Source organism: Scardovia wiggsiae, assembly GCF_051045985.1.
GTDB classification, from domain to species: Bacteria; Actinomycetota; Actinomycetes; order Actinomycetales; family Bifidobacteriaceae; genus Scardovia; species Scardovia wiggsiae.
Genome location: NZ_CP157350.1, coordinates 458,799 through 484,610, shown reverse-complemented (window position 1 = coordinate 484,610; position 25,812 = coordinate 458,799). Strand labels below are relative to the sequence as shown.

The 25,812-nt window shown below is 51.3% G+C and carries 27 protein-coding genes, 4 tRNA genes and 1 pseudogene; 12 read left to right on the top strand and 20 right to left on the bottom strand.

The window, feature by feature from the left end:
* Positions 1-118 precede the first annotated feature (118 nt).
* A complete protein-coding gene (locus ABKA16_RS02085; RefSeq protein ID WP_380999331.1) occupies positions 119-1,018 on the top strand; it encodes a glycosyltransferase in 900 nt (299 codons plus the stop codon).
* Between the two features lie 60 nt (positions 1,019-1,078).
* Here ABKA16_RS02085 and ABKA16_RS02080 read toward each other — a convergent pair whose 3' ends face one another.
* On the bottom strand, positions 1,079-1,651 hold the full coding sequence (locus tag ABKA16_RS02080) for a TetR/AcrR family transcriptional regulator (RefSeq protein WP_380999334.1): 573 nt from the start codon (positions 1,649-1,651) through the stop codon (positions 1,079-1,081).
* 129 nt (positions 1,652-1,780) lie between these two features.
* Here ABKA16_RS02080 and ABKA16_RS02075 point away from each other — a divergent pair, with 129 nt between their 5' ends.
* On the top strand, positions 1,781-2,290 hold the full coding sequence (locus tag ABKA16_RS02075) for an HXXEE domain-containing protein (protein ID WP_380999337.1): 510 nt from the start codon (positions 1,781-1,783) through the stop codon (positions 2,288-2,290).
* A gap of 6 nt (positions 2,291-2,296) precedes the next feature.
* Here ABKA16_RS02075 and ABKA16_RS02070 read toward each other — a convergent pair.
* Positions 2,297-2,368 (bottom strand) — tRNA-Glu (locus ABKA16_RS02070).
* Between the two features lie 135 nt (positions 2,369-2,503).
* Entirely contained in the window at positions 2,504-3,370 is an 867-nt protein-coding gene (trmB, locus tag ABKA16_RS02065; protein ID WP_380999338.1) for a tRNA (guanosine(46)-N7)-methyltransferase TrmB, read from the bottom strand.
* 112 nt (positions 3,371-3,482) lie between these two features.
* Between trmB and galE the strand changes: the two genes are divergently transcribed.
* From galE to ABKA16_RS02050, 3 genes are all read left to right on the top strand, one after another.
* Complete coding sequence (gene galE / locus ABKA16_RS02060) at positions 3,483-4,493, top strand: UDP-glucose 4-epimerase GalE (protein WP_380999341.1); 1,011 nt, start codon at positions 3,483-3,485, stop codon at positions 4,491-4,493.
* Between the two features lie 78 nt (positions 4,494-4,571).
* A tRNA-Asp gene (locus tag ABKA16_RS02055) sits at positions 4,572-4,645 on the top strand.
* A 44-nt stretch (positions 4,646-4,689) separates the two neighbouring features.
* Positions 4,690-4,762 (top strand) — tRNA-Phe (locus ABKA16_RS02050).
* Positions 4,763-5,218: 456 nt separating this feature from the next.
* Here the strand turns inward: ABKA16_RS02050 and ABKA16_RS02045 are convergent.
* The 3 genes from ABKA16_RS02045 to ABKA16_RS02035 form a co-directional block, all read right to left on the bottom strand.
* A complete protein-coding gene (locus tag ABKA16_RS02045) occupies positions 5,219-5,746 on the bottom strand; it encodes a low molecular weight protein-tyrosine-phosphatase (RefSeq protein WP_380999344.1) in 528 nt (175 codons plus the stop codon).
* Between the two features lie 162 nt (positions 5,747-5,908).
* Positions 5,909-6,604, bottom strand: coding sequence for a dihydrofolate reductase (locus ABKA16_RS02040; RefSeq protein ID WP_380999347.1), 696 nt, complete (start codon positions 6,602-6,604; stop codon positions 5,909-5,911).
* 74 nt (positions 6,605-6,678) lie between these two features.
* A complete protein-coding gene (locus ABKA16_RS02035) occupies positions 6,679-7,554 on the bottom strand; it encodes a thymidylate synthase (protein ID WP_380999350.1) in 876 nt (291 codons plus the stop codon).
* A 205-nt stretch (positions 7,555-7,759) separates the two neighbouring features.
* Here ABKA16_RS02035 and ABKA16_RS02030 point away from each other — a divergent pair, with 205 nt between their 5' ends.
* On the top strand, positions 7,760-8,170 hold the full coding sequence (locus tag ABKA16_RS02030; protein ID WP_380999353.1) for an OsmC family protein: 411 nt from the start codon (positions 7,760-7,762) through the stop codon (positions 8,168-8,170).
* Between the two features lie 20 nt (positions 8,171-8,190).
* On the opposite strand, the gene ABKA16_RS02025 is transcribed toward ABKA16_RS02030, so the two are convergent.
* From ABKA16_RS02025 to manA, 3 genes are all read right to left on the bottom strand, one after another.
* Entirely contained in the window at positions 8,191-9,267 is a 1,077-nt protein-coding gene (locus ABKA16_RS02025) for a universal stress protein (RefSeq protein WP_380999355.1), read from the bottom strand.
* A 102-nt stretch (positions 9,268-9,369) separates the two neighbouring features.
* Positions 9,370-10,461, bottom strand: coding sequence for a CHAP domain-containing protein (locus ABKA16_RS02020; RefSeq protein ID WP_380999358.1), 1,092 nt, complete (start codon positions 10,459-10,461; stop codon positions 9,370-9,372).
* A gap of 118 nt (positions 10,462-10,579) precedes the next feature.
* A complete protein-coding gene (gene manA / locus ABKA16_RS02015) occupies positions 10,580-11,908 on the bottom strand; it encodes a mannose-6-phosphate isomerase, class I (RefSeq protein ID WP_380999361.1) in 1,329 nt (442 codons plus the stop codon).
* Positions 11,909-12,034: 126 nt separating this feature from the next.
* Between manA and ABKA16_RS02010 the strand changes: the two genes are divergently transcribed.
* Complete coding sequence (locus tag ABKA16_RS02010; protein WP_380999364.1) at positions 12,035-12,301, top strand: DUF2530 domain-containing protein; 267 nt, start codon at positions 12,035-12,037, stop codon at positions 12,299-12,301.
* A gap of 284 nt (positions 12,302-12,585) precedes the next feature.
* Here ABKA16_RS02010 and ABKA16_RS02005 read toward each other — a convergent pair whose 3' ends face one another.
* Genes ABKA16_RS02005 through lysS form a run of 3 tightly spaced genes read right to left on the bottom strand, consistent with a single transcriptional unit; the run spans position 12,586 to position 16,140 of the window.
* A complete protein-coding gene (locus ABKA16_RS02005) occupies positions 12,586-13,326 on the bottom strand; it encodes a phosphoglyceromutase (protein ID WP_380999366.1) in 741 nt (246 codons plus the stop codon).
* A 41-nt stretch (positions 13,327-13,367) separates the two neighbouring features.
* Complete coding sequence (locus ABKA16_RS02000) at positions 13,368-14,522, bottom strand: prenyltransferase (RefSeq protein ID WP_380999368.1); 1,155 nt, start codon at positions 14,520-14,522, stop codon at positions 13,368-13,370.
* Positions 14,515-16,140 (bottom strand): lysine--tRNA ligase, encoded by a 1,626-nt coding sequence (lysS, locus tag ABKA16_RS01995; protein WP_381000135.1) that lies wholly within the window; start codon positions 16,138-16,140, stop codon positions 14,515-14,517. Before lysS ends, ABKA16_RS02000 begins: the two co-directional genes overlap by 8 nt.
* A gap of 360 nt (positions 16,141-16,500) precedes the next feature.
* Between lysS and ABKA16_RS01990 the strand changes: the two genes are divergently transcribed.
* On the top strand, positions 16,501-16,869 hold the full coding sequence (locus ABKA16_RS01990; RefSeq protein ID WP_380999369.1) for a YhbY family RNA-binding protein: 369 nt from the start codon (positions 16,501-16,503) through the stop codon (positions 16,867-16,869).
* A 216-nt stretch (positions 16,870-17,085) separates the two neighbouring features.
* Positions 17,086-17,159 (top strand) — tRNA-Pro (locus tag ABKA16_RS01985).
* 61 nt (positions 17,160-17,220) lie between these two features.
* On the opposite strand, the gene ABKA16_RS01980 is transcribed toward ABKA16_RS01985, so the two are convergent.
* Positions 17,221-17,691, bottom strand: coding sequence for a GNAT family N-acetyltransferase (locus ABKA16_RS01980; protein ID WP_380999371.1), 471 nt, complete (start codon positions 17,689-17,691; stop codon positions 17,221-17,223).
* A gap of 339 nt (positions 17,692-18,030) precedes the next feature.
* On the opposite strand from ABKA16_RS01980, the gene ABKA16_RS01975 reads away from it, so the two are divergent.
* The 3 genes from ABKA16_RS01975 (at position 18,031) to gdhA (ending at position 22,657) form a co-directional block, all read left to right on the top strand.
* Entirely contained in the window at positions 18,031-20,358 is a 2,328-nt protein-coding gene (locus tag ABKA16_RS01975; RefSeq protein ID WP_394968679.1) for a DUF4037 domain-containing protein, read from the top strand.
* A 1-nt stretch (position 20,359) separates the two neighbouring features.
* Positions 20,360-21,049: a DUF4125 family protein gene (locus ABKA16_RS01970; RefSeq protein WP_380999375.1), complete on the top strand. Its 690-nt coding sequence runs from the start codon at positions 20,360-20,362 to the stop codon at positions 21,047-21,049.
* Positions 21,050-21,307: 258 nt separating this feature from the next.
* Positions 21,308-22,657 (top strand): NADP-specific glutamate dehydrogenase, encoded by a 1,350-nt coding sequence (gene gdhA, locus ABKA16_RS01965; protein WP_380999377.1) that lies wholly within the window; start codon positions 21,308-21,310, stop codon positions 22,655-22,657.
* A gap of 58 nt (positions 22,658-22,715) precedes the next feature.
* Here gdhA and ABKA16_RS01960 read toward each other — a convergent pair whose 3' ends face one another.
* From ABKA16_RS01960 to ABKA16_RS01930, 7 genes and pseudogenes are all read right to left on the bottom strand, one after another.
* Positions 22,716-23,012 carry a hypothetical protein gene (locus ABKA16_RS01960; RefSeq protein ID WP_380999379.1) on the bottom strand — a complete coding sequence of 99 codons (297 nt, stop codon included), beginning with the start codon at positions 23,010-23,012 and terminating at the stop codon, positions 22,716-22,718.
* Positions 23,005-23,265, bottom strand: coding sequence for a hypothetical protein (locus ABKA16_RS01955; RefSeq protein WP_380999381.1), 261 nt, complete (start codon positions 23,263-23,265; stop codon positions 23,005-23,007). The genes ABKA16_RS01960 and ABKA16_RS01955 overlap by 8 nt, the downstream gene beginning before the upstream one ends.
* Positions 23,266-23,340: 75 nt before the next feature.
* Positions 23,341-23,988: a hypothetical protein gene (locus ABKA16_RS01950; RefSeq protein WP_380999383.1), complete on the bottom strand. Its 648-nt coding sequence runs from the start codon at positions 23,986-23,988 to the stop codon at positions 23,341-23,343.
* A pseudogene (gene mobQ, locus ABKA16_RS01945) lies at positions 23,966-24,370 on the bottom strand (MobQ family relaxase). The gene ABKA16_RS01950 and the pseudogene mobQ overlap by 23 nt, the downstream one beginning before the upstream one ends.
* A 245-nt stretch (positions 24,371-24,615) precedes the next feature.
* Positions 24,616-24,933, bottom strand: coding sequence for a DUF3847 domain-containing protein (locus ABKA16_RS01940; protein WP_380999384.1), 318 nt, complete (start codon positions 24,931-24,933; stop codon positions 24,616-24,618).
* 149 nt (positions 24,934-25,082) lie between these two features.
* Entirely contained in the window at positions 25,083-25,454 is a 372-nt protein-coding gene (locus ABKA16_RS01935; protein ID WP_006525995.1) for an EXLDI protein, read from the bottom strand.
* A gap of 94 nt (positions 25,455-25,548) precedes the next feature.
* Positions 25,549-25,737 (bottom strand): hypothetical protein, encoded by a 189-nt coding sequence (locus ABKA16_RS01930; protein ID WP_380999385.1) that lies wholly within the window; start codon positions 25,735-25,737, stop codon positions 25,549-25,551.
* Positions 25,738-25,812: the final 75 nt, after the last annotated feature.

Here is a 25,812-nt window from a genome sequence, read left to right as displayed (position 1 = left end):
CACAGGCGATAGAACGATACTGCATAATCGTACAGAGTATATCCGGGATACAGAACACTTGGGGATAAAACGGCAAACGGGATCATCTCATGGCATATATCTGTTTATAATGGGATCCATGAACTCAGTTTCAATAATTATTCCTGCATGGAATGAATCTGACCGTATTGCGCAGTGCCTGCTCAATGCTACGGCGCAGACGGTCCCTGCCCATGAAGTTATTGTTGTTGACAATAAGTCAACTGACAATACCGGCCAGATTGTTGAACAGTTCATAAAGGACAACCCTCACAGCAATGTGGTCCTGCTCCGTCAGAATGAAGAGCAGGGGCTGATACCGACCCGCAACGCCGGTTTCACCTATGCAACGGGGGATGTGCTCGGGCGTTTTGATGCCGACTGTATGATCAAGCCTGACTGGGTAGAAGTGGTCAGCAAGCTCTTTGAAGAGAACCCTGAGGCCATGGGCGCCACGGGCCCCTGCACTTATTATGATATGCCGGGGAAAAATATCAGCCTTGCCGGGGATAATTCCATCCGTAAGCGCATCTATATCGCCGACGGCAAGCGCCAGCTGCTGTACGGCTCAAATATGGCGATCCGCAGGTCGGCATGGGAGGCGATAAAAGGTGAAGTGTGCCGCGATAAGGAAGATATCATGCACGAAGATATCGATATTTCCCTGCATCTGTTCGACCATGATTTCGAGACTGTGTACAGCCCCAATATGATCGTAGCCTGCAGCGCGCGCCGTATGGATACCGAGCTGTCATCGTTCCTTGCTTACATGAAGCGCTTCAAGAATACTTTCGCGGCGCATCCCCGGCACTGGCGCGAAAAGCGGCCTGAATATACGCTGACTGCGCTGTATCCGGCGATCCGCGCCTTCTATTCCACATATCAGAAGCATCTGGAACGGCATGATATTGACCCCGCGGAAGAAATGTGGATCAAAGAATGGATCGAGCTTGCCGAAAAAGATAAGATGGAATTCCCCGGGCAGGTGCTCAACCCTTAAATCAGGCCAGCTGCAGCCTGTCCATGCCGGGCATGCCGATGTACACGCCCGCCACACCGCTTATTCCTGACGGATTGCCGGGCCCCTATCGCCAATATACTGTGTATAAAATCTCAGCTCACGCAAAATCCTGTGCGTGATATCTGAGGCTTCCAGCTTCATCCCGCCTTCCAGCCAGTAGAGGAGGACTGTCCACATCCCGCCGATAACGATCAGGTTGACACAAGTCTCATCTACCCCCGGTATCCCATGCCAAGGAAGACTGGAACCGGGCAGGGCCCTGAGGAATTTCTTTCTCTGTACATCGAAAACCATATCCAGAAGATGGTGCCGCTTCAGAAGGCCGATATACTTCCTCCGCTCTTTCCAGAATGTAAAATACAGTACCAGCAGGCTTTCAAAATCCGTTACCCCCTGCCGCCTGACTTCAGCCAGATAACTGTCCAGCAGCCACTCCACAAAGAATTCGACCACAGAATACTTATCTGTAAAATGGCGATAGAACGTATTGCGGGATACATGGGCATGGGCTGTGATCTCAGAAACAGTCAAAGCGCTGAAATCATCACTTTCCATTAGCCGGAGGAGCGCTTCTGTTATCCGGACCTTAGACTGGTATACCCGGCTGTCCATTTTTCTCCTTATTCCGCTGACACACTATCCGCTGATCTGTACCTTTTCCCGAAATCCGCTTGCTGCTGCATGGCCCGCTTTCTATAGTATAAACGAATTCCGTTATATAAGTTCAGGAGGAAATAAATTATGCTGATCCTATTCCATTATTGGAGCTTGCCTATACTGTTCCTGCTCCACGATTTTGAAGAAATGATTTTTATGCCGCTATGGAAAAAGAGGGCAAAATTCATTTCCCTGAAAGAAACGAAAATCGGCAGCTTCTTTGGGAAAGTTACCGACGGCTCCGCATTCAGCACAGGGGTGCTGGAAGAGTTTACCGTACTCCTCCTAGTCTCAGCGTTCTGCGAGCTGAACCATAATACCAGGCTTTACCTCAGCTTCTGCATCGCATATATGCTCCATTTCATTATGCATTACACGATGTGCTTCCGGTTCAAAGGGTATGTCCCCGGAGTTGTGACAGTTACCGTACAGCTTCCTGTTATGCTGCTTCTTATTGCCCATTACTGGACGATGGACTGGCTGACACTGATATACTTTTGTGCAGCTATGCTTATTGCCTACACTAACCTGTATGTTATGCACCACATTATGCCACATATCCAGCGGATCCTTGCACGCTATGCGCAAGGGTGAAACCAGTACCCCCGAGGAGAGTCGAACTCCTGTTGTCAGATTGAAAGTCTGGTGTCCTAACCGTTAGACGACGGGGGCGCACTTGATACAGGATATACGCAGGTGTAGATTTACGCAAATAGGGCGCGTCCCGGTATCCCGCAACCGGTATGGCCGGGAGCTGGGGCGCGTGCGCACCACAGCATGGCAGTGCGCCGGCATTGCGCTGCCAGGCTATTCACATCCGGATATCCCATGGCGTGCATGGAACGTAAAATCATGGATCGTCCGGCCTGCTGCAAGGCCTTTCTTTTCAAAATTCGTGAGTATCCTACCCTCGAAACGGTGTGATTCCTGAAAATCGGCATGCTCAAGCAAGTACGCCCTGTCAGAGTTCCCCTTGCTGACATGCTCCACCGGGAGGCTGACCGTCAGAGTGCCTGTATTCGTGAAGTCATCCCTGTGATCCATAACCTCATGGATATGCAAAGCATAATCGTCAATATCCGTAGCGATCCTCCACATACAGCCGTCTTCCAGGGCAGTACCTACCGAATGCGCAAACTTCCCCTGGATAAGGCGGCGCTTATGGTGTTTTGTCTTCGGCCAGGGATCAGGGAAAAATGTCCATACTTCCCTGACTGTGCCCGGCTGCACTGCCGCAAAGAACTCGGGGGCATTGACCTGCGCAACCTTAACATTCGTCAGCCCGTTTTTCCCTCCAAGCAGCATTGTGTGGGCCACGCCCGGCTTATAGACCTCTAAGGCAAGGTAATTATTATCCGGATGGGACAGCGCGGCAGCAGCGATATTCTCGCCCTGGCCCGAGCCTACTTCGACTATGAGCGGGTTGCTGTTCTTCCAAATCCTGCTTATGGAACTACGGGAGAATACGAATCCCGGCGGCATGCCCAAATCATATTCTATTTCGCCAAAATCACTAAAATCCAGAAGGAAACTGTCCGCATAATCATCCCATGCATTCTGCAGGCGCCTGTCCAGGCGCGAAGAGCGGCGCACGAAAGAAACTATCGGTCTTGTATGATGCCCCTCCACGCTGCCGCTGTCTGGCAGGCCCGCAGAGGCCGTAAAATCTGTCATAAAGGATATTGTAAGGGTGGGCGTGAATCACGCATGCCTTTCCCCACCCCGAGATATGTGCTCCGAGCTATGATAGTGACGGCAATAGAAGCTCACAGATTGGAAGGAAAAAATGACAGTCCTTGTTACAGGCGGATGCGGATATATCGGTGCCCATGTTGTACATGCATTGCATCAGGCCAAAGACGAAGTGGTCGTTGTTGACGATCTCAGCTACGGGAAGCCCGCCCGGATCGAAGGGGCACGCCTCTATGGCATGGATATTTCCGCCGCAGGGGCTGATAAACGTATGGCAGAGATCATGCGTGAGCATAATGTGGACACGGTCATCCATTTTGCGGCCCGCAAGCAGGTGGGCGAATCCGTTGAAAAACCGCTGTGGTACTATCAGCAGAATATCAACGGGATGCTCAACGTACTCCAGGCGATGAAAGATTCCGGGGCGCAGAAGCTCGTTTTCTCAAGCTCAGCAGCAACCTATGGCGTACCGCCTGTAGATGTTGTCCCTGAAGATGTTATCCCCATGATCCCAATCAACCCCTACGGGCAGACGAAGCTTTTCGGCGAGTGGATGGGGCGCGCATGCGCCAGCGCTTTCGGCATCCGCTTCTGTGCACTGCGTTATTTCAACGTTGCGGGATGCGGCCCTGCAGAGCTTGAAGACCCGGCGATCCTTAACCTTGTGCCTATGGTATTTGACCGTTTGAAGAAGGGGCTTGCCCCGGCGATTTTCGGGGATGACTACCCTACCCCCGACGGCACCTGTGTCCGGGATTACATACACGTGTCCGACCTGGCTGATGCCCATGTGGCTGCTATGCGCTATCTCGACCGCGATGAACGCAGGTACGATGCATTCAACGTCGGCACAGGCAAAGGCACATCTGTGCGCGAGATCGTTGATGAAATCAAGAAAGTGACAGGGCTGCCTTTTACCGAGACCGTCAAAGAACGCCGCGCAGGCGACCCCCCGCATCTTATCGGTTCCCCTGAACGTATCAATACCGAAATGGGCTGGTATGCTCAGTACGATGTGCACGACATCGTAGAGTCGGCATGGCAGGCGTGGCAGGCCAACCCTGACCACCATATTGACATTGATACATGGAAGCAGGTGGGCTGAAGCTCCTGCAACATGCCGATGCTTGCACTTGACCAACCGTTCATGTAATATTTCTACTCGGTTGCGAAATGCAGCTGTGGCTCCGTAGCTCAGTTGGTTAGAGCGCCGCCCTGTCACGGCGGAGGTCGCCGGTTCAAGTCCGGTCGGAGTCGCTTGGAGCAGGACCCGGTTTCTCCGGGTTTTTTTGACGCTCCATGGCTCTGTAGCTCAGTTGGTAGAGCGTACGACTGAAAATCGTGAGGTCAGCGGATCGATACCGCTCGGAGCCACAGCATATGAAAGGACCCTGCGCGTGCGGGGTCCTTTCATTTTTGTTTTATACCCAGCTGGTATATCCTGAGACAGCTGCTCACACAAAATCCTATGATAAACACCGCTGCGGGCGCAGGCACTGTCCTTGGCACATGTCTGACAGCAAGCTCCTGGTGGTAAAACACGCAGATACAAAAACAGGAATTGCGGAAAAATGCGGAATTGTATTTTGTATCTGCGTGTTTTACCACCAGGGCCTACAGACAATCATATACACTCATATTTTTCACCATAAACAGTAAAGGCTGTCCAGCACGTTGCCGAACAGCCTTACAAAATATCAAAATACAGTATACGGTTACAGAATCTCTTTCCAGCCGCTGCCTCTGCATAGATATCTGACTCCGCTCCCCGATATCCGTATTAAGAGGACATGGAGAACCGCCGGAATATCTCCTAACGGTTGATTCATGTCAGTTTGTATTCGCCTGCAGCTGCCGTCTGATCCAGCCAACGATATACGGTGCAGCAGTTTCGATCTGGTCCATAGCGGTTTCAAAATCTTCAGGACCGCCGTACCATGGGTCAGCAAGGTCAATAGTATCCTCATTCCCGGCTTCCGGCTGAGGGAGCTTCGGGTCAAAAGAACGGTACATATGGACTTTCCACGCATCGCCAGACGGTATCTGACGCAGCAGCGACCGCATATGCGCTGCGGTCATGGGCAGGAACAGATCCGTGCTCCTGATCTCATCGGCAGTGACCCGATGGGCATAATGGCTGCCGGGCAGGCCATACCCCCGCTCACGGAGCACACGCCGGGCACGGGGATCTATAGAGTTCCCCTGTTCCTCAGAACTGACTCCGCTGGAATGGACTTCCACAGAACCGTCCAATCCGGCATCAGCAACATATTTGCGCAGCACTATCTCTGCCATGGGAGACCGGCAGATATTCCCCGTACATATTGTCATCACTGTATATTTTCTGTCAGTCGGCATATCTTATTTCCCCCTTACAGGAGCTCCTTTACAGGACCCTGCAAACTGCTATTAGCAGCTCAGCCCCGCAGGGCACTGTTGCGCTGCCCTGCCCATTTACTCTGGCCGGGGCTATTTTCTATTTTATTTGGCTATTGTAACCCTGTGCCCGGCAGCACCGTCTTATTCAGCAGCATACCTGGAATCGTTACGGTGCAGGGTCCGGAAACGGTACCGCGGGATATCCCCCTGCCCCGACGGGACCATCCAGCCGCTGTCAGAAACCACTTCAAATACGCCGCGCTGCAGCAGGTCGTCAATATCCGGGGCAAAAGCATCTGCTTCAACAGCAACATCAATATCTGTTATATAGATATTATCTGCACGATAGATAAGGCCGTTGTACAGCTGTGCCCCACCGATAGCCCAAATCTCCCCCCGCAGTATGCCGTCATCCGGGATCGCCGGCTGGGATGCCATATGCAGCGCCTCATCAATACTGTCCACTACAGACGCTCCGGGGGCTTTGTATCCCATATCCCGCGAAACTACGATATTATCACGCTGGGAAAGCGGCCTGTACTGCGGATCGATCGACTCCCACGTCCTGCGCCCCATGATGACAGGATGCAGGACAGTAAGCTCTTTGAAATGCTGGAGATCCTCTTTCAGGTGCCACGGTATAGCACCACGTGCACCAATTGCGCCGGGCTGTCCCAGCTGCGAATATGCCTGGGCCCAGATCAGATTGAGCTTCGGCACCGTATCAATACCGTCTTCTTCGGGCTCTTCATCGTCCCATGCATCGTCAGAAAACTCTGGCCCGTCTGGCTCGGGCCTGGGTTGGTGGTAACCGCTGCGGCTACTATCATGCTCCATAATGGACATACTCCTTTTTGCTACTCACATCATCATACACTACACGGGCTATTACAACAGCAGTACCAGTCCTGCTAAACCGCTACAGGTGCTGAGATCTTAGGATGATGCACATAATTGATAACGTGGAAATCCCCGTATGCATACTCCCCGATCGAAGGGGCTTTGTCGATCTCCAGGGTGGGATACGGATACGGTTCGCGTCCAAGCTGTTCAAGGAACTGCTCAACATGGTTGTCGTAAATATGGCAGTCCCCGCCGGTCCAGACAAATTCCCCGGGCTCCAGATCCGCCTGCTGAGCGATCATGCACGTGAGCAGAGAATAAGAAGCAATGTTGAAAGGCACCCCAAGGAACATATCTGCCGAACGCTGATAGAGCTGGCAGCTGAGTTTCCCGTCAGCAACATAGAACTGGAAAAGCGCATGGCAGGGAGGCAAAGCCATATACTCGACTTCTGCAGGGTTCCACGCCGAAACGACCATCCGCCGGGAATCAGGATGGTCCCTGATGAGCTCAAGGACATTAGCGATCTGGTCGATAGTCCGCTTAGGGTCTTCCTGCGTCGGTGCAGGCCAGCTGCGCCACTGTACGCCGTAGACTGGCCCAAGCTCGCCGGTCTCCGGATCTGCCCACTCATCCCAGATATGGACATTATTCTCCTGGAGCCAGCGCACATTGCTCGACCCCCGCAGGAACCACAGCAGCTCGTACGCTACGCCTTTGAAATACACAGATTTGGTAGTTATCATGGGGAATGAATCCTGCAGATCGAAACGCATCTGCTTCCCAAAGAGTGAGATCGTCCCCGTGCCCGTGCGGTCAGATTTCAGAGTACCGGTCATAAGTATTTCACGCGCCAAGTCTTCATACGGGGTTGGAATACTGCTTTCGGGACGAGCCGGGACACGTCTGCGGATAGCGTCAAGCTGTTCTTGGGTCAATGCCATACCTTTTATATTAGGAATAAGGCTTAACAATTTTTGTGTAATGGGTCCGCCTGTACTCCCACCGCATAGTCTGCGTTTTTTCTGACATGCATACGGTATCCTGTAGGTATTGCCCGTCGCGGCCTCCGCCTGTGTATAATTTACGCGCGGTGCGGATGCCAGAGTACGGCAGCATAATTCCATCCGCTACTGGAAATGAGGTAAAATGGCTCGTTTATGGGTTGAACGCAAAGAAGACGGAACATGGGTAGGTCATAAGGATGATAAGGCGGAAATCGTTTTCGGGCATGGGGACGGGCTTTTTACACCCGGCGACCTGCTGAAAATTGCACTGGCAGGATGCGGCGGCCTGTCCAGCCAGTTTGCCGTAGAATCCGTTCTCGGCGAGAATAAGGGCGCGCGCGTGATCGTTGACGGCACGTATGATTCAGACTCAGACGCCTATATCAATTTCAGCGAACAGTTAGTAGTCGATGCAGCAGATGCACACTTAAGCGACGAGGACGCGCAGAAGCTCAAGGAACGTATCAGGCGCCATGTAGACAAAAGCTGCACAGTTATGCACACCCTGAACGAGGCACCCCCTACACGGCTTGACATTACTATACGCCGTTAGAGCCTGAAGATCTATCGCCGTCAGGTCCTGTCCTGGGGATCAATGATATCGGACAGGCCCTTCGCAGTATTATCATCAGCCTGGGATATCGAGACTTCCTGGATGCCCTTAACGCTTTCGAGAGGGACTTCCGGCACATTTTCAGCAGTCTGCGCAGTCCCCTCCTCCGATTCGGATTCGGCCGACTCAACGTATTTGCGCGGGACGACATAGACCGGCCCCACCGCGTGCTGGATAAGTCCCTGGCTTACTGAGCCGAATATCAGGCCTGTAAAACCGCCGCGCCCGCGGGAACCCACCACAACGACATCATTATCCTTGCTGGCCTGTGTCAGTGCCTCAATAGCAGAACCTTCCACTACCGATTCAGTAATATTCAGGTTGGGATATTTCCTGTGCAGGGGGCGTATGCTGGACCGCAGATCTTCAAGATACGATTCCATAACAGAATTCTGCTCCGAATTGTCGATCCCGCTGGCACCAGTGCCGGTCATACTGGTCAGGTTCGGCACAGCTGAAAGCACTGTAAGCATAGCCCCCCAGTGGTCCGCGAATTCAGCCGCGGTTTCAATAGCCTTAACACCCCACCTGGATTCGTCGGCCCCAACAACAACACGCCTAATCCTGTTATTCAGGTGCATCACTTTGCCGCTGTCATCAGTATATGGGATAACTACAACCGGGCAATAAGCAGCAGCGGGAAGGCTTGAGCTCGTAGTGCCCAGCATGCGCTCGGCAAGCCCGCCCTTACCCCTGTTCCCAATAACGATAAGATTATAATTATGCGACAGCTCAATGAAAACGCTTGCCGTATCACCCGTGACAATAAGCGTTGTTGCCTGCACACCCTGCTCATCAGCGATCGCCTTAGCCTTAGCGAGGATAGTCTGGGCATCATTATGTGCAGCTTTATCGTCACCCATTGAAGTATAGGTAACATCAAAAGATACTGCAGCATAGCTCGGCAGTGAATACGCACACACGATATGAAGGGTCAGCCCTGCATGATGCGCATAATTTGCAGCCCACCATACGGCCTTATAGCTGGCATCGGACCCATCCACCCCTACAAGGATCGCTTTATCATACTTAGCCATAATTCCTCCTTTGGAACGATTCTGATAAAGGCTATACTCCTATTGTATACTCTTTACCTTATACCTGTATGGGAATTATGCCTTTGCTCCGTACACCGCCTGTCAGCTGTGGATGAACTGGAAACGCCCTGGATTCTGGAGCGTCCTGGAAGCGATGCGTCCATGGAGTTTTGCACCGCTTTCCGAAATCGTGATTGTCCCATTGGAATTCACAGACTCAACGATCCCGACATGGCCATACCGGGAACTGGAACCTTCGTTCCCGCGGGCAAAGACTATAACATCGCCTACCTGGGGGTTATTGTCTACTGAATATCCCAGAGCTTTAGCCGACGCCGCCCACTGTGCCGCATCCCCGAAATGCGACCCGACCGGCAGGCCCAGCTGATGCCTGCGGATATAAGCCCACCATGTGCACTGGGAGAAAGCGTAAGCATTGCCCGAGTCCCCCGTGGGATGGCTGACATGGATCGTAGAGGCAAACGGCGCGCTGGCGCTGTATAAAGTATTCGTTGTATAGGTAGCCCATGAATCCGAACCGGAACGTGCAATGCCGGCCAGCTGGTCACGGGTCTGGGGGGTCTGATGCGTCTGTGCAACTTTAGCCTGCTGGTTATCAATACTGACTTGGTCAGTATCAACATTGAAAGCGTTAGCCTCAAGGCTCCAGTCTGATTCTTTGCTTTCGCTGACTGACTCTTCTTCGCTGTACAGCGAGGTACGTCCCGAACCACGGCTTACAGTATTCCCGCTGTTCGGATCAGCCTCATAAATCTGTGAAGCCAGAGCCCTGTTCTGCAGCCCCTGGCCTGCTGCAGAAGCGTAAATAGAACCAAGGGTACCTGCAAGAAGCGTTACCGCGCTCGCCATCATAAAATGTGCCTTGCGGTTGGACTGCTGCGCCATCCTGCGCATTGCCTTGCGTGTTGCAGGGGCATTATTAAGCTTCTTTATCAGTGCAGCATTAAGCTGCCTGCTTGCCGCCGGCGTGAGGGCAACACTGGTGCTGCGGGAGCTCCCCGGCAGTGACGAAGGGATTACGGCATGCGCCCCGCGGCCTGAACGACCTTTTTTCTCCGGTATATGCTTGGAGCTTATATTCTGAGCTATATGCCTGCCTGCATCACGCTTCACCACACCCTTATTATGTGCAGTTCTGCGCGACGAATGTACTGCGTGTACACCACCTGGCATATATGACTCCTTAGATTTGCTAAGAATCAAGAGTAACAAACACACCGAACTTTATAGCTTGGAGTTTCTTAAAATTTACATTAGCCCGTCCTGACAGCACCGTCCATATACCGGACAGCTAAACCGCCGTAGTCGCAAGGATATATGATCCCGGCTCTTCCACTGCACCGCTGACGGTAACGGAAGGCTCGCTTGCCGGTATAAAAACAGCTTCCCCCTGGTGCAGGTCTATACTGTGGCTGTTGCTCCGGCACCGTATTACCCCATCCAATGCCACGATCACACGCGGGCGCCGCCGGGAGGCCACTACATGCTGCGGGCCTACAGCCTGGGAAAATTTAGCCTGGGTGCGCCGGAGCCTGTCGCTTACTGCCCACCACCGGCCCGTCGCACCCGATTTAGGGTCAACATGTCCATACGCCACCATAAATTCATCCAGAGGCGGCCTGTACGTCACGATATCTGCCTGGAAAACAAGCTTCAGAAGGCCTGAAGCGGGGTCTATCGGAGGGGACGGGATACAGTTGAGGTTCTCCATAAAACCGCTGATATCCTTATGCTTAGGCGTCATCCCCGCACGGAGGACATTATCCGAATTTGTCATGATCTCAGCGCCAGTGCCGCGCAGATATACATGTACTGTACCGGCAGGTATAAAAACCGATCCACCCTGCTCAAGCTCAACAGGGTTCATCATCGCAATGCACAGCGTACTGGGATCATCAGGGAAAGACTGCGCCGCATCCTGCGCATGGCGGAGGGCACTGAGCACAGCAGAGCTGGGAGGCTGGCTTCGGTTTTCCCCACTGCCCTCACGTCTGAGAGCTTCTGAAATGGCAGCAGTAATGCCCGCACCCATAGCGGAAGCTGATGATACAGCCAGCCGGAATGCGGAATAGATCCTCTCCTGCCTGCTGCCGGCGCTTTCATCAGATAAAAGCGCGGCCATACTCCGGGCAAGAGGATGCCCGATAGCGCCGAGTGCTCTGATCTGCTGACGGATGGGCATAAAACCTACTGATGCACTGAAGGGTTCCAAAGCAACAACCATCTCATGCTTAGCAACAGCATCTTTGAAGGATCTGCGCGGATCGCTGATATCAATATGCCTGCTGTTCTCTTTTTTGAACCCTTCCTGCGCATTCTCCTGCGAAGGGTGGACCTGCAGCGACAGGGGCTTACGCGCAGAAATCACTTTGAACAGGAACGGGAGTTCATCGCCCCACCGGTCCGCTATAGTACGGCTGACCATAAATTCCGGCGCGCGCTTGATAGCAGTTGCTGCATCAATAGTGTCGCCGTCACTGCTGAGCATGGAAGGGAACTGGGGATGGCCGCTGAACCACAGCTCAGCAAGAGGGCCTTCATCATCAACACCAAAAAGCGACTGCAGCCGCATATCAGATCCCCACGCATAATTACGATGGACAGGAAATATGCGGTACATGCGCCACCCCGATCTGCTGCTGTGATCCAGCCCGAACATGTGTATATATGCGATCTGCGTATATGGCTATTATCATAACAACAATGCCTGCCTATCGCCGTACATAGCCCGAGTAAGATAGGAACTGTGAAGATTGCCCCGATTTATGATCCGGAAGTGCGCAAACCCGCGCCTCATGCTGAGCAGGTTGATCTCCGTATACTTTTTGCGGCTGGAACTGTTTTATGGACTATTGCTGCAGTCGTTTATACTGTCCTGCTTATTGCAGGCTTCCATGTACGGCAGCCGCTGTTCGTATGCCTGTGCGGCATCGGCATCGGCATCGCACTGCTGCTCTGGGAACTTGCCAACCGCAGGAATTACCGGCTTCTCGCTTTCTTCCCCCAGAGCTGAAACCCGGGACCGGCAGACGGGATACCCGTACGCCCGCATTTATGATTTATGCCTGTCCAGATTATTCCTGTATCTGTTAGCTGAACATTAATTAATGGATAATGCAAACATAAATAATGTTACAGATAAAGCATAAACAAAAAGGCCCGTGCTGCAGCCGGCCGGGCCTTTTACTATTGCTGTACCAATACCGTCAGACTAACATATATCCCTGTAAAATACTGTAAATACCGTTCCAGGAATTCTCAAGGCCGGGGGCATCGCTGTCCTGGCTGCAAAACAGCTTATTTCTGCCCCTGTGCGGCAACTGCAGCAGCACCGGCAGCAGCAGCCTCAGGATCCAGATATTCACCGCGCGGCTTTATCGGCTTGAAGTTTTCGTCCAGTTCATACAGCAGCGGGATAGCTGTAGGGATGTTCACTTTGGATATCTCCTCTTCGCTCAGGTCGTCAAGCATCTTGACAATAGCGCGCAGGGAGTTGCCGTGGGCTGCGATAAGGACGGTCTTCCCTGATGTGAGCTCAGGGATGATATCGCTTTCCCAGTACGGGGTCACACGTGCAACAACGTTTGCCAGCGCCTCAGCCTCAGGCACTTCACTAGCACTGTACCGCGGATCATGGTTCTGGGAATACTGGTCGTCAGGATCGATATCAGGAGGCGGGGTACCGTAAGAGCGGCGCCAGATCATGAATTTTTCATCGCCGAACTCTTCACGGATCTCAGTCTTATTCTTGCCCTGCAGCGCACCATAGTGGCGCTCATTCAGACGCCAGCTGCGCTTTACAGGGATCCACAGGCGGTCAGCCTCATCAAGCGCATAATTTGCCGTGTTGATGGCGCGGCGGAGCAAAGAGGTGAAAACAATATCCGGCAGGACATTCTTCTCCTTAAGGAGCTGCCCGCCGCGCTTTGCCTCTTCAACGCCCTGCCCAGTCAGGGGGACGTCCACCCAGCCGGTGAACTGGTTCGTTTTATTCCAGGCGCTCTGACCATGTCGGAGCAATACTAATTTGTATGTCATATCTCAGATACTACTGAGTGATACAGACGAGGGCAAGGCATTCAGAGTACAGCAATAAAGCCTTCAGCAACCATGACGGCAACGTAGCTGCACGCCAGGGCGATGCACACACAGAAAGCTGAATGATATCTGTATGTATAGGCAAAAATAATGACAAAAACCGCAAATACCAGCTGCAGCACGCCGATGGCTGCAACCGCCGCCGCAACAGGAGGATGCATTGCGCAGCTTATATCAGCGGTATATATAACAGTTTGCGACTGTATGCACTGGCAGACGGCCACTGCGGCGATAATGGCGGCAAGGCTCCAGCCCCGCGGGGCTGTTGCAGAGAACGTGAGCTTTCCGTGAATGCGGTCAGACTCGGCATCACGCATATTATTGAGCAGCATCAGGATGAGGGCCAGCGCTCCCGACCCTACCGGGGCAGCCAGGCTCCAGGCTCCAGAATATCTGATATAGTCGCCCATATATACGCCTAAAAGGGCCCACTCAGTGCCAAAAACGGCAACTGGGCCAAAAACGGTAAAAGCTGCAGCTTCGCCGAGCCCCCTGTATCCGTAAGGCTTTTTACCGCCTGAGTAAAACCATGCTGCCGCAATGCATAAGAGCCCCACAGCAGGCAGCGCCCATAACCTGGTGATACCAGCTGCCGCTATACCTGCCGCAACTGCAACAGCCGTGCATATTACACCTGCCTTCAGAACCTTCCGGGGCGGGACACCCGACGCCACGAGCCTCTGAGGTGCGTTAAAACCAGGGCCGGATGCCGCCTTTAGCCGGCCGGCGCCCGATTCCGGCCGCTTAGCATCTTCATCCGAACGCCCTGCATCGACCCCTTTCACTCCATCCGCATAATCATTGAAATAGTTTGCCGCAATCTGCATTGAAACAGCGACAGTCAGGCATAATACTGCAATTGCTGCAAAACGCAGGATAGCTGCGCTGTCGTTCGTCCGGGAAACCGAGGTGTATACAGCCCCTTTCCTGCTGGCATGCCCCCGCAGTACGAAAAGCCCATATCCACGCGCAAAAAGGTATGATGGGACAGCTGCCGAGAGTACTGATACCACACTTATGACAAGGGTCAGAGGGCGGGCACCCTTTATCCACATACGCACACAGCCCCAGGCTGAGCCTGCGGCGCATCCTTGGCCTATGCGGTCCGTACCCGGGGCGGCCTGACGCTCAGGCATTAAGAGGCTTTACCAGCGGGAAGGTAATAGTCTCGCGTATGGTTGCACCGGTAAGGGCAATCAGCAGGCGGTCGATCCCCATCCCCATGCCGCCGGCAGGAGGCATACCTACACCAAGCGCCTCGAGGAAATCCTCATCAATATCCATCGCCTCGGCATCACCGGCAAGCGCCATTCTGGCCTGGTCAACAAAACGCTGGCGCTGGACAACAGGGTCATTGAGCTCCGAATACGCTGTAGCCAGTTCAAAACCGCGCACATACAGATCCCACTTCTCCACCTGCCCCGCTATGGAACGGTGCGATTTCGTCAATGGGCTAGTTTCTACCGGGAAATCACGGACGAATGTCGGTTCCCACAAGGTATGGGGATCTTCTGTATAAAAATGCTCCCACAGATGCTCAACAAGCTTACCGTGGTTTTCCACTTCTTCACGCTCAACGCCAAGCTTATCTGCAAGCTGACCCAGGTGCTCCACAGACGTCTCAGGCGTGATCTCCTCGCCAAGCTTTTCTGACAGGGAGCCGTACATTGTGATGGATCTCCACTCACCGCCCACACTGTACTGCGTACCGTCCGCAAGCGTGAGTTCCGTGCTCCCAAAAGCATCAAGCGCCGCCTGCTGTACAAGCGACTGGGTAAGTTCGGCCATAGTATCGTATGTGCCGTATGCCTCGTAAGCCTCAACCATAGTAAATTCAGGGGCATGCGTACCGTCTGCGCCTTCGTTACGAAAATCGCGGTTGATCTCAAATACTTTGTCGATCCCGCCCACAAGCAGGCGCTTAAGGAAAAGCTCCGGCGCAATGCGCATAAAAAGGTCAATATTAAAAGCATTCATATGGGTCTCGAACGGGCGCGCAGTAGCACCGCCATGGTTCGTCTGAAGCATTGGCGTTTCAGCCTCGACGTAACCTCGCCCGTCAAAATTACGGCGAAGGGAAGAAACGACTTTGGCCCTGTTACGAACCATATCACGCATTTTACTGTCTGCGATCATCCCCAGATAAGGCTTGCGGGTGCGCTGCTCTTCGCTCAGCCCCTTATGGAGCGCCGGAAGCGGACGGAGCGCCTTTGCTGCAATCTTCCATGAATCCGCCATAACGGACAGTTCACCGGTATTCGATACGGCCACGGAGCCGTGAAGGTACAGATGGTCGCCCAGATCTACCAGCTGCTTGTACTGTTTCAGCGACTCTTCGCCTACCGCACGCTTGGAAATCATACCCTGGATATGCGAGCCGCTCCCTGACTCCAGCTGCACGAAACACAGCCCTCCGCTGTTGCGCATAAACATCACGCGCCCGGCGATACCGACGATGTCATCTGTCTGTACACCTTTTTCAAGCGTAAGCCCCCCGTTATCCCCAGTATATTTATTACGGATATCATGAATAGTCGTTGTAATATCAAGTCTTACCGGATATGGATCGATACCTTCCTTGAGCATCAGTGCGCGTTTTGCCACGCGCATCTGCACCTGCTCAGGATGGGCGGAAGGTCCGAATTTCCTGTTAGAAATGTCAACCGCATCATCCAGTGCAGCGCCGCTATTGATACGGCCTGAAATCGCTTCATCCTGCTCCTGCAGCATCTGCGCATGCCTGATCGTTTCCATGGCGCGGGTACCCTGATCCATACTGTCCCCGGTATCCTGAGTATCTGCATTATCACCGGTGTTACGCATCTCTTCAGCCGCTGCTTCCTTCTGAGCCATATCCCTGTCCATATCTGTCCGTGAAATCCTGTCAATATTTGTTCTCGGCTCCGCACATATAATCATATATCACAGAGCCGGCTCTACCGTCATAGTGTACACATGTGCTGCTACCAGAGTGCATCCGGATTTTCCTGACTGTGCGATACAGTATCCCCGGCAGGCTTTCGACTGCCGCAGCTACCATACACTAGTAAAATAAAGAAGCATATACTGCCCGCTGACATACACATACATTGATATATTGTGAGGATACATAAGATGGCATCTACTGAAAGAACCGGTATCGCACCATCCGGCGCACATTCCGCAGCACCGTCACAGCCGGCAGCCCTGACAAAGGCACAGATCAAAAAGCTCAGAAGCCTTTCCCACCGGACAAAACCTTTGCTGATCATCGGCAAGAACAATATTACTGACGCTGTCCTCAGGCAGGCAGACAGTACTATTGAACAGCGCGAACTCATCAAATGCCAGGTGCTCAGCGAATCTGACGTTACTGCTGAAGAAGCGGCTTCTGACCTGGCCGAAAAACTCGGTGCAGCTGTGGTCACCGTGATTGGGAACCGCGCAGTCCTGTTCCGGCGCTCACGTCGTGACGATATCGAACATATCCGGCTGGATGGCTAGGCCCTGCTTTCTTTTACCCTTTTACCCGGATAATGATACTAGTTATAAATACGATACAGCTTATATGTATAGGCTAAGTGCAGATTAAAAAACCTGCCTTTTAATGCTCAGCCTTAAGGCCTGCATGGACCGAGGCAGCCGGGTACGAAACACGTCCATACTCCCAGGTCTCCCTGTTTATTCCACTGCTGCGTGTAATATGTCTTTTTGTGATTACGGGCTGTAGCGCAGCTTGGTAGCGCGCTTCGTTCGGGACGAAGAGGCCGCGGGTTCAAATCCCGCCAGCCCGACCCGTATGGGGAGGTACCTTCAGTGCCTCCCTGTTTTTCATTTTCAGGGTCGTTTATTTTGTTATTTTAGGTTTTCTGCCTTTACCCGGTAAACATCTAAAGTGCCGTCCCTCCCCGCAAAAATAAAACCATTACGCTCGGCAATCCTTTTCGTTATTTCCTGCCCGGGGCTGCACTCAATAACCAGATACCCTGTCTTCTCTCCCGCATACGCTACCAATGCTTCAGTAAGTTCCTGGGCATATCCTTTTCCCCATTCATCTTTTCGCAGTACCCACCCTATCTCGTAAGATTCCTCATCGTATGGATGGTAAATGATATAACCGATAAATTTTCCGCGCCAATCATCAACGGCATAAATCAGAGGCGGCCGGGAAAGCCCCGTCTGATTGAGGAACAGTGCTGTTTTATCTTTTGAGTAAGGCCTCTCAAGATATCTCATCACCTCTGTATCAGACAGGAGCCGATACAGGCTTTCGGCATCATCCTGCCTGAAATCCCGGATGACCAGCCTTCTGGTTCTTATCTGCATTCAGCGGCCTCACACATATTTTGTTATCCGTTTATTATTTACTATTTTGTTTTTGATCCGTTTTTCATTCTAGCAGCAGTCCTGCGGACATATCCCATTGATATCCCACCGCGCCGGCCCCTCAGTATCTCAGCCTCTGGTGGTAAAACACGCAGATACAAAATTAAAAAATGTGGAAAACTGCCAAAATAGTTTTTGTATCTGCGTGTTTTACCACCAGAGGCTGCGTATCAGTGACAGCTTTACAATGGAAGCAGCTGCACATCATTATTGGATAGCCCGCATGCTGCCTTCCACCGCTGCGTGCTGCAATACCTGTAATCATCGTCAGGCGATACCATGGCAGGTATGAGCAACACCAGTGCTGATGAATACAAAGACGAGTACGGCGGCAACGAATATGATGCCGGAAACATGGCTGCCCCTAAGCCTGAACCCGGCACCCTCGGAGGCCGAGACGGGAGCACCAGCGATTACGTAAAAGGCGGGGATCTTCCCGATTTTGACCCGCAGCGCTTCCTCTCGGGGCTTGACGCTATCTATTCCAGGCATGAAGGCGCTTCCAAAGCCGAACCGTACATGATCCATGCGCTTGAGCAGGCCGCTGAAGCCGGAGATGAGCCCGGACAGCTGACTGTGATCAACGAACTCATGGGATTTTACCGCTCCCAGTCCAGGCATGAGGACAACATCCGCCTCGCGCATGCTTCCCTTGACCTGGCGCTCCACATGGGGCTTGAAGGGACTGCCCAATGGCTTGCAGTACTTATCAATGCCGCGACAGCGATGCGCGCTGCCGGGCATTATGATGAATCCCTTGAGCTTTATGAGCAGGCCCTTTCGGCAAGCACAACAGTGCCTGATGCAGATCCGCGCAATATTGCTGCACTGCATAATAACCTTTCTATGCTCTATTCAGAAACCGGCGATCTTGGAAACGCCCTGGAGGAGCTCAAAAAAGCACTTGATATGATAACACTGGCAAGCCCTGATCCCGCGAATGACATTGACATCGCCACTACAAAAACCAATATCGCCCTGCTGCTTCTACAAAGGCCCTCGGAAAATGCGGGCAGCGGAAACCACCACGAAGAGCACGGAAACCGCAGTACAGAAAGCAGCGAAAGCTCCGGAAACAATGCGAAAGGTACCAGCGACACCGATAACTGTGCAGACTGCGGCTCCGCTGTCCACGGCGAGGATATCCAGGAAGCCCTGGATTATGCCCGCGAAGCCCTGGAGATATACCATCATGATCCGTCACTCAGCCTGACGGACAGCGCCCACTACGCTTCTGCCCTGGCAGGATACGCGCAGGCTTTGCTGATGTCGGGCGCTGCAGCGGAGGCACAGGAATTTTATGATAAAACGCTACAGCATATCTCTAAGACCTACGGTACACAGAATGACTATTACCGTACGACCCTTGCCAATGCCCAATCTGCCAGGGAAATCGCCGAAAAACAGGGGCAGCATGCAAATACTGCAGATCCGGTAATACCCGTACCTCGCATGGTAAAAAGCATGACAGCAGATATGGCCTCAAGCCCTGTAACGGGTATGGCAGAAAATACAGCAGCAGAGGGCACGGCAGCAGGACCTGCAGCGGGCACAGCGGAAACCTCTGCAGAGAGCATGACGAAGAGCCCCGCAGCGAATGTTAAAAACCCCGATATCACAGGTCTTGAACTGTCACAACAATACTGGGAAAAATACGGCAGGCCTCTCCTCAGGCAAAAATACCCCCAATATGCGGGCCGTATAGCTGCCGGGCTTGTGGGGCACGGTTCGGAATGCTACGGTTTCGACGACAGGTATTCGCGGGATCACGATTTTGGACCACGCTTCTGCCTGTGGCTTACCGATGACGATTATGCTGAAATCGGCAGCCAGCTTCAGGAAGATTATGACAGCCTGCCTAAGAGGTTTATGGGATACTCCCTTGAAGCTTCTGCCTCTACCCCATGCTCGCAGGGGGAACACAGGCGCTCCGGTGTTTTCCGGATCGGCGATTTCTTTGAATCAATTACAGGGCTCAGGCATGCGCCCGGAGGCGATGAACCGCTGCTGTGGCTGAACATGGATGAGGCAACGCTGGCAGCAGCAACTAACGGAAAGGTATTTGCCGATCCTCTCGGAGCCTTTTCTTCGAGCAGGCAGGGCTTCAAAAATATGCCCGATGACGTGCGGCTTGCCCTGATCTCGCAGCGGGCAGGCATGATAAGCCAGTCGGGCCAGTATAATTTCCCCCGCATGTCTGCGCGCGGCGATCCTGCAGCCGCTATGCTGTGTATTTTCCAGTTCGCAGAGGCAGTAACCTCGCTGGTATTCCTTATCAATAATCCGCTGACTGTAGGCTATGCACCGTATTATAAATGGCGGTTCGCCGCACTAAGGGGCATCAGCGCCAGGCCCGCCACACGCCTGCCCCAGGCCTGCGGACAGCTTGAACAGCTTATGGGCAGCGCATCGGACGCAAGCCGTGGGCAGAGAGATAATCCGGCTTATGCGCACGCTAACGCACTGATATCGCAAATATGCAATGAAATTGTTGCAGAACTCAGGTACCAGGGGCTTACATCAGGCAGCGAAGATTTCCTCGAATGGCACAGGCCCTATATTGAAAGCCATATCTCGCAGGAATATCCATTCCTCAGGAGTTTATAATATGCATGAAACAGATGGAAGCATAAACAAGGCGGGCAGCAGCGCAGCAGCATCCGGCACTGTCCGGCTCACTGACGAAGAATTCCTTCACACTGCTGAAAGCATAGTCAGGCATGAGTGGGAGCAGTTCCAGCGTGTTGATAATAAAGGCGGCAGGGCACTCTGCCAGGGTAACTGGCCGGTATTCCATCAGATGCGCATCAGCCAGTTCCTCACATGGGACGCTCCCCTGCTGTTAAGCTATGCGCAGGACCTCAACGATGCCGATGCTGCCGGGCGCAATCTCCTGACTGAGAAATATGCGCGGATGATGGGATCTACCGATCCTGTGTATTATCATCAACATCTCGAAACTTTTATGCCCGTCCTGAGCAGGCAGCGCGTTGCACAGCAGGAGCATATTATCGTGCAGCAGCTCACATGGGCACGTGATTTTAAGGACAGATATCCCAGGCTCGGGCAGAAAATGCGCACCCTTACCACGGACGGGGATTCGCCTGAGAATACGAGCTTTGAAACATATCTGCGCGGGGAACTGGGCACATATTCTGAACGCACACTTGACCTGTATGGCATTTTTATTGAAAGCTGCATAAAAAAGGGGATCAACCTTACTGAGCAGGCTATTGGCTGGACCGTACGCATCGCCGGATTCCCAAACCTTGCCGACGCAGAAAATGCTGAGAGCTGACAGCATACGATATGGAAGTCTTATATGCTGTTTTCCTTCTCTCCTCCCGTATATAAAATTCTATCAAAATTATCAGGAGATCTGCAGGGATAATCGCGGATTGAGACGGGACAGGGGGATAGTCTTTTAATACAGTTACGATAAGTTTTGTGCTGCAGCCCCGGTTATGGCGGCTGCGCAACACCATTAACAGGTAACGAATTAAATAAGACGGCAGTAAGACGATACAGCCTGAAAGCCTGAAACCTAAGGAGTGCTATGGCTTTTTCTGACCCATATCTTGAGCGTGTATACCAGCAGGCGGAACGCCGCGACGGCGGACAGCAGGAGTTCCTGCAGGCTGTACGGGAAGTTTTCGAGACCTTGGAGCCTGTTATCAAGGCCCATCCGGAATATGAGGCGAACGGCATCCTTGAACGTTTCATAGAGCCGGAGCGGGAGATCAAATTCCGCGTGGCATGGGTCGATGACAATGGCAGGATCCAGGTAAACCGCGGCTATCGCGTAGAATTCAACAGTGCTATCGGGCCGTACAAAGGCGGTTTGCGCTTCCACCCTACCGTTACCGAATCAGTAGTCAAGTTCCTTGGCTTTGAACAGATCCTGAAGAACTCGCTGACCGGGCTGCCTATGGGCGGAGGCAAAGGCGGATCGGATTTCGATCCCCGCGGCCGTTCTGACGGCGAGGTCATGCGCTTCTGCCAGGCATTCATGACGGAGCTCCAGAGGCATATTGGGCAGTTTACTGATGTACCGGCAGGTGATATCAACGTCGGCGCCCGCGAAGTTGGATACCTTTTCGGCCAGTACAAACGTATCCGCAACGAATATAGCGGGACGCTGACCGGCAAGGGGCTTGAATTCGGCGGTTCGCTTATACGTACAGAAGCAACGGGATATGGCCTGTGCTACTACACGAATGATGCTATGAAGGAGCTGCGCAATGATTCCTTTGAAGGCAAAACTGTAGCAGTATCAGGCTCCGGGAATGTGGCTATTTTTGCCATTGAAAAGGCGCAGCAGCTGGGGGCGGCAGCAGTCACAGCATCTGATTCTGACGGTTATGTGTATGATCCCAACGGGATTGATTTAGATGTGCTCAAAGATATCAAACTCACTGAACGCGGGCGTATCAGCGAATATGCGCAGCGAGTTCCCGGCAGCGAATACCATGAGGGCTGCTCCGGCGTGTGGGAAGTAAGATGCGATATCGCCCTGCCCTGCGCTACACAGAATGAGATCAGCGAAAAGTCGGCAAAAAAGCTGGTTTCCAACGGATGTACGGTGGTGTGTGAAGGTGCGAATATGCCTTCAACCCCAGCTGCGATCGCTGTATACCGCAGCAATGGTGTGCTTTATGGGCCGGCCAAAGCGGCGAATGCGGGCGGCGTAGCAGTTTCCGGGCTTGAGATGAGCCAGAATTCGCTCCGCCTCCAATGGCCTTCTGAAGAAGTTGATCAGCGCCTGCAGGATATCATGAGGGGGATCGTCAGCGAGAGCCTTGCCGCAGCGCATGAATATGGCCATGATGGAGATCTGATGCTGGGTGCGAATATCGCAGGCTTTACTAAAGTTGCCAATGCCATGGTCGCACAGGGAGTGATGTAGGTTTCGGGCTATAAAGCTGCACAGCCAATTGGATACGCAGGGTGATATGGAAGTTTTCCTATCTGCCTAATATCTGATTGGCTGCCCTTCTGTCCGCTTCACTGAGTTTATCAACGATCACCCCAATAGCAGCATCATCGCTGATAATAGCTTTGCGATATTCTTCCAGTACGCGGTCAACCACCGGAGACATGGCGTCATGGACTCTGGCAGCAGAGTTTGAATCATCTGCAGCCAATTCGGTAAGCGAAAACATCGTATATCCTTCGGCACCTTTAAGGCATCCGCGGGCGGTTGAAGCCCCATCAGATGAGGATGCGATTACCTGCTTCGCGCCTGTAGCCAAATCACCCATGATAGGTGTTCCTCCCCTCCTGGAGCTCATCAAAGATCTGACGCCGCTCCCTTCGTATACTAAAAATAACCTGTTCGAATTCGTTGTCTGCTTTTACACAGGCATCCTCAACTCTGCACAGGATATCACCGGTCTCATTGACCAGGCCTGCATCCATGTTATATGCAGCCTCCATAGCAAGTTCACGCACCTTGCGTAGATACTCGCGGCTGCTGTCCCATGCGGATTCCCATTCACATTCGCTTTTTTTCAATGCGTCATACAGCTTTTCGCGCCTGAGACGAAGCTGCCTTGCCTCATCCTCCGAAGATGACGGACCTCATACTATTCATCGCCATGTCTGTCCCTCTCTCCCTGAACGATGCGCAATAAAATCCCAATTAGTGTATGTGCTATTTTCAGGCACAGGATCACCCGCCCGATGCGAAACACTGCCATCCGGATTGATTCCTGTTTCCACATACTTCAACTTCGCCGGTTCCCCGAGCCATTTTAAGAAAGCACGCATTCCAGCAGGCCATTTCAGCTTGCCGCCAGCCGCATATACATACGGGGGATCCTCCAGAAAAGATTCCATCCGCTCCTCTGAAGGTATCTCACGGTCGGGATGCACTACTTTATATCGTGCAACCGCAAGCGGAAAAACTTTCTTCGCAGAATCAGAAAAAACATACCGCACACATTTGACCTTGGGAGATACACCATGCCCGCAAGGGGCTTGCACCAGTGTAATATCCGATGACCCCTCATCGGATAGTGGAGACCTTGATACTACGTAATCCAGCTCCACTACCTGCACAGACCCTGCCGCATCAAGGTACTCCTGCGGACGGTGAACCGCTTCAGCCACCTTATCCCATATCACGCGTCCAACACTGAAACCGACAAACCCGGTAAAACAAACCACAGCCACCGCCATCACAGAAACAATAATATTCTCCCAGCGAAGACGCTCACCAATGTGGGTTTCCGTCATTTTTATCGTGTATGGCAATATCGGCACACATACCGACTTTCACAAAATTTTCTTTTACATACTCCCGTACAAGATTGATCTGTTTTTCTCGGTCTAATTCTTTGGGTAAAGCAACTTCTATTTCTCTTGCAAGTTATGAGTTTTTACTTTTCTCTATCTTCTCAACACTATTCCATAATATTCCTCTATCCGAAAATTCCTGTGGTGCGTTTTGGGGTAATAGAATTTCGGTATGGGCAATTCCTCCTTTTCTTGTAAAGTCATGGACTATGCCGTCATACTCGTTTTTTATATTTTCGCCACTTCGATAAGCAGAAGCTGCAACTGCACTTTTGCCTTTGCCTCTTGAAATAATCTTTATGCTAAGATGATATATCGCCATAAGAGAAAACCTCCTTTCCACTTTTCGATATGGTTATGGTGGCGATAGATAAGACTTCCTAAAAAAATCGGATAGCTTTTTATCCGATTTCTTTTGGGAAGTACACAAGGGGTAGGAAATTTATTTCCGTAGGGGAATGTAGTTCCCCTGTATCAGCGTAAGCTGATATGCCCTCTGCTAAGAGCCTTCGGAGAACGCACGCACCTGTTAAGGTGTATATGTGCGCCCTTGTAAACAAGGGACTATTACTGTATCTCCGTCTCCTCATATTCTTTTTCTGTATTTTCAACTTCTGTTTCTTCTCTGCTTTCTATGATCTTTTGTATTTTTATATTGGCTTCTTCTTTACGAATTAAAGATGTGATTAGCTGATAAAATTCATCTTTGGTTAAATCCTTGCTTTCTATAAAGATACTTTCAAAGACTGCTCCTTTTTCATATATCCTTTTATCTCTCTTTTTTCTTTCTTCCTGTTTCTGCTGACTGATGAGCTTTTTCCTTTTGTTTTGTAACTGCTTGATTTCTTCATCTGCCATTAAGATTTTTTCTTCTATGTTTTTCATTTTCTCATTTCCTTTCTTTTTATTTTTGAGCAAAGAAAAAACAGTAAACCGATTTGATTTACTGTTTCCATGCCATTCTTTATTTAGTTGTTAGTTATGAAAATTAGGAATTTCATGTACTTGAGAATGATTCAATCTTCATAACATAATCAAATATCTAATATCTCAATAATTTCTCCATTCTGCTGTTTTAATTCAATTTTCCGAATGATTTCTTCTCCCAAATATTTAATAAAGTCACTTAATTCTGATGAAACTTCAAATATAATATTGTGTTTACTATCATTCTCTGGATTAAATGTTGAATTATAATTTCCTCCACTTGACCAATAATTCCAATTTACATCCGTTCTTTCGTAATAAACATAATTCTGTTTTTTTGTAACATATACCCTTTTGTTAATCAATATCTTTTCATCTTCAGACCTAAAAATATCAGAATATAATTTTAACCCCTCAAATTGCTTATATTCTTTAATTTTATTATTTGAAACATTAAGCTTTATTTCTTTATAATCCATAATCTTTCCTCTTTAAACTTGCTGCCTATACTGGAGAATATTATAGCATTTTTAAGGCATTTTTTCTACTGCCTGATTTCCTACTCACTCACTACTATTTCCCCTTAGAATTTATTACCTTAAACAGTTTATCTTGAAAAGTTTCCTTGCTCTTTTTGTCAAAATATATCTCTATTACAAATGTCTTTCCATTTATCTTTTTACTAAGAATACCATCAGGCTTTTGATGTTGTTGTTCTTCTGCCTGTATTTCTTTAATATCCGTGTTTTCATTTTCTGCCATTTAGTTCCTCCTTTCGACTTGCACAAAAAAAGATTTCCTGTGATTAGGAAACCTCTTTTGCGATTGGTTGATATT

What these genes read in the sequence shown, in the direction of transcription:
- ABKA16_RS02085 (WP_380999331.1), top strand. Translation starts at nt 119, where the DNA reads ATGAACTCAGTTTCAATAATTATTCCTGCATGGAATGAATCTGACCGT.
- ABKA16_RS02080 (WP_380999334.1), bottom strand. Translation starts at nt 1,651, where the DNA reads ATGGACAGCCGGGTATACCAGTCTAAGGTCCGGATAACAGAAGCGCTC.
- ABKA16_RS02075 (WP_380999337.1), top strand. Translation starts at nt 1,781, where the DNA reads ATGCTGATCCTATTCCATTATTGGAGCTTGCCTATACTGTTCCTGCTC.
- trmB (WP_380999338.1), bottom strand. Translation starts at nt 3,370, where the DNA reads ATGACAGATTTTACGGCCTCTGCGGGCCTGCCAGACAGCGGCAGCGTG.
- galE (WP_380999341.1), top strand. Translation starts at nt 3,483, where the DNA reads ATGACAGTCCTTGTTACAGGCGGATGCGGATATATCGGTGCCCATGTT.
- ABKA16_RS02045 (WP_380999344.1), bottom strand. Translation starts at nt 5,746, where the DNA reads ATGCCGACTGACAGAAAATATACAGTGATGACAATATGTACGGGGAAT.
- ABKA16_RS02040 (WP_380999347.1), bottom strand. Translation starts at nt 6,604, where the DNA reads ATGGAGCATGATAGTAGCCGCAGCGGTTACCACCAACCCAGGCCCGAG.
- ABKA16_RS02035 (WP_380999350.1), bottom strand. Translation starts at nt 7,554, where the DNA reads ATGGCATTGACCCAAGAACAGCTTGACGCTATCCGCAGACGTGTCCCG.
- ABKA16_RS02030 (WP_380999353.1), top strand. Translation starts at nt 7,760, where the DNA reads ATGGCTCGTTTATGGGTTGAACGCAAAGAAGACGGAACATGGGTAGGT.
- ABKA16_RS02025 (WP_380999355.1), bottom strand. Translation starts at nt 9,267, where the DNA reads ATGGCTAAGTATGATAAAGCGATCCTTGTAGGGGTGGATGGGTCCGAT.
- ABKA16_RS02020 (WP_380999358.1), bottom strand. Translation starts at nt 10,461, where the DNA reads ATGCCAGGTGGTGTACACGCAGTACATTCGTCGCGCAGAACTGCACAT.
- manA (WP_380999361.1), bottom strand. Translation starts at nt 11,908, where the DNA reads ATGTACCGCATATTTCCTGTCCATCGTAATTATGCGTGGGGATCTGAT.
- ABKA16_RS02005 (WP_380999366.1), bottom strand. Translation starts at nt 13,326, where the DNA reads ATGACATACAAATTAGTATTGCTCCGACATGGTCAGAGCGCCTGGAAT.
- ABKA16_RS02000 (WP_380999368.1), bottom strand. Translation starts at nt 14,522, where the DNA reads ATGCCTGAGCGTCAGGCCGCCCCGGGTACGGACCGCATAGGCCAAGGA.
- lysS (WP_381000135.1), bottom strand. Translation starts at nt 16,140, where the DNA reads ATGGAAACGATCAGGCATGCGCAGATGCTGCAGGAGCAGGATGAAGCG.
- ABKA16_RS01990 (WP_380999369.1), top strand. Translation starts at nt 16,501, where the DNA reads ATGGCATCTACTGAAAGAACCGGTATCGCACCATCCGGCGCACATTCC.
- ABKA16_RS01980 (WP_380999371.1), bottom strand. Translation starts at nt 17,691, where the DNA reads ATGCAGATAAGAACCAGAAGGCTGGTCATCCGGGATTTCAGGCAGGAT.
- ABKA16_RS01975 (WP_394968679.1), top strand. Translation starts at nt 18,031, where the DNA reads ATGGCAGGTATGAGCAACACCAGTGCTGATGAATACAAAGACGAGTAC.
- ABKA16_RS01970 (WP_380999375.1), top strand. Translation starts at nt 20,360, where the DNA reads ATGCATGAAACAGATGGAAGCATAAACAAGGCGGGCAGCAGCGCAGCA.
- gdhA (WP_380999377.1), top strand. Translation starts at nt 21,308, where the DNA reads ATGGCTTTTTCTGACCCATATCTTGAGCGTGTATACCAGCAGGCGGAA.
- ABKA16_RS01960 (WP_380999379.1), bottom strand. Translation starts at nt 23,012, where the DNA reads ATGGGTGATTTGGCTACAGGCGCGAAGCAGGTAATCGCATCCTCATCT.
- ABKA16_RS01950 (WP_380999383.1), bottom strand. Translation starts at nt 23,988, where the DNA reads ATGACGGAAACCCACATTGGTGAGCGTCTTCGCTGGGAGAATATTATT.
- ABKA16_RS01940 (WP_380999384.1), bottom strand. Translation starts at nt 24,933, where the DNA reads ATGAAAAACATAGAAGAAAAAATCTTAATGGCAGATGAAGAAATCAAG.
- ABKA16_RS01935 (WP_006525995.1), bottom strand. Translation starts at nt 25,454, where the DNA reads ATGGATTATAAAGAAATAAAGCTTAATGTTTCAAATAATAAAATTAAA.
- ABKA16_RS01930 (WP_380999385.1), bottom strand. Translation starts at nt 25,737, where the DNA reads ATGGCAGAAAATGAAAACACGGATATTAAAGAAATACAGGCAGAAGAA.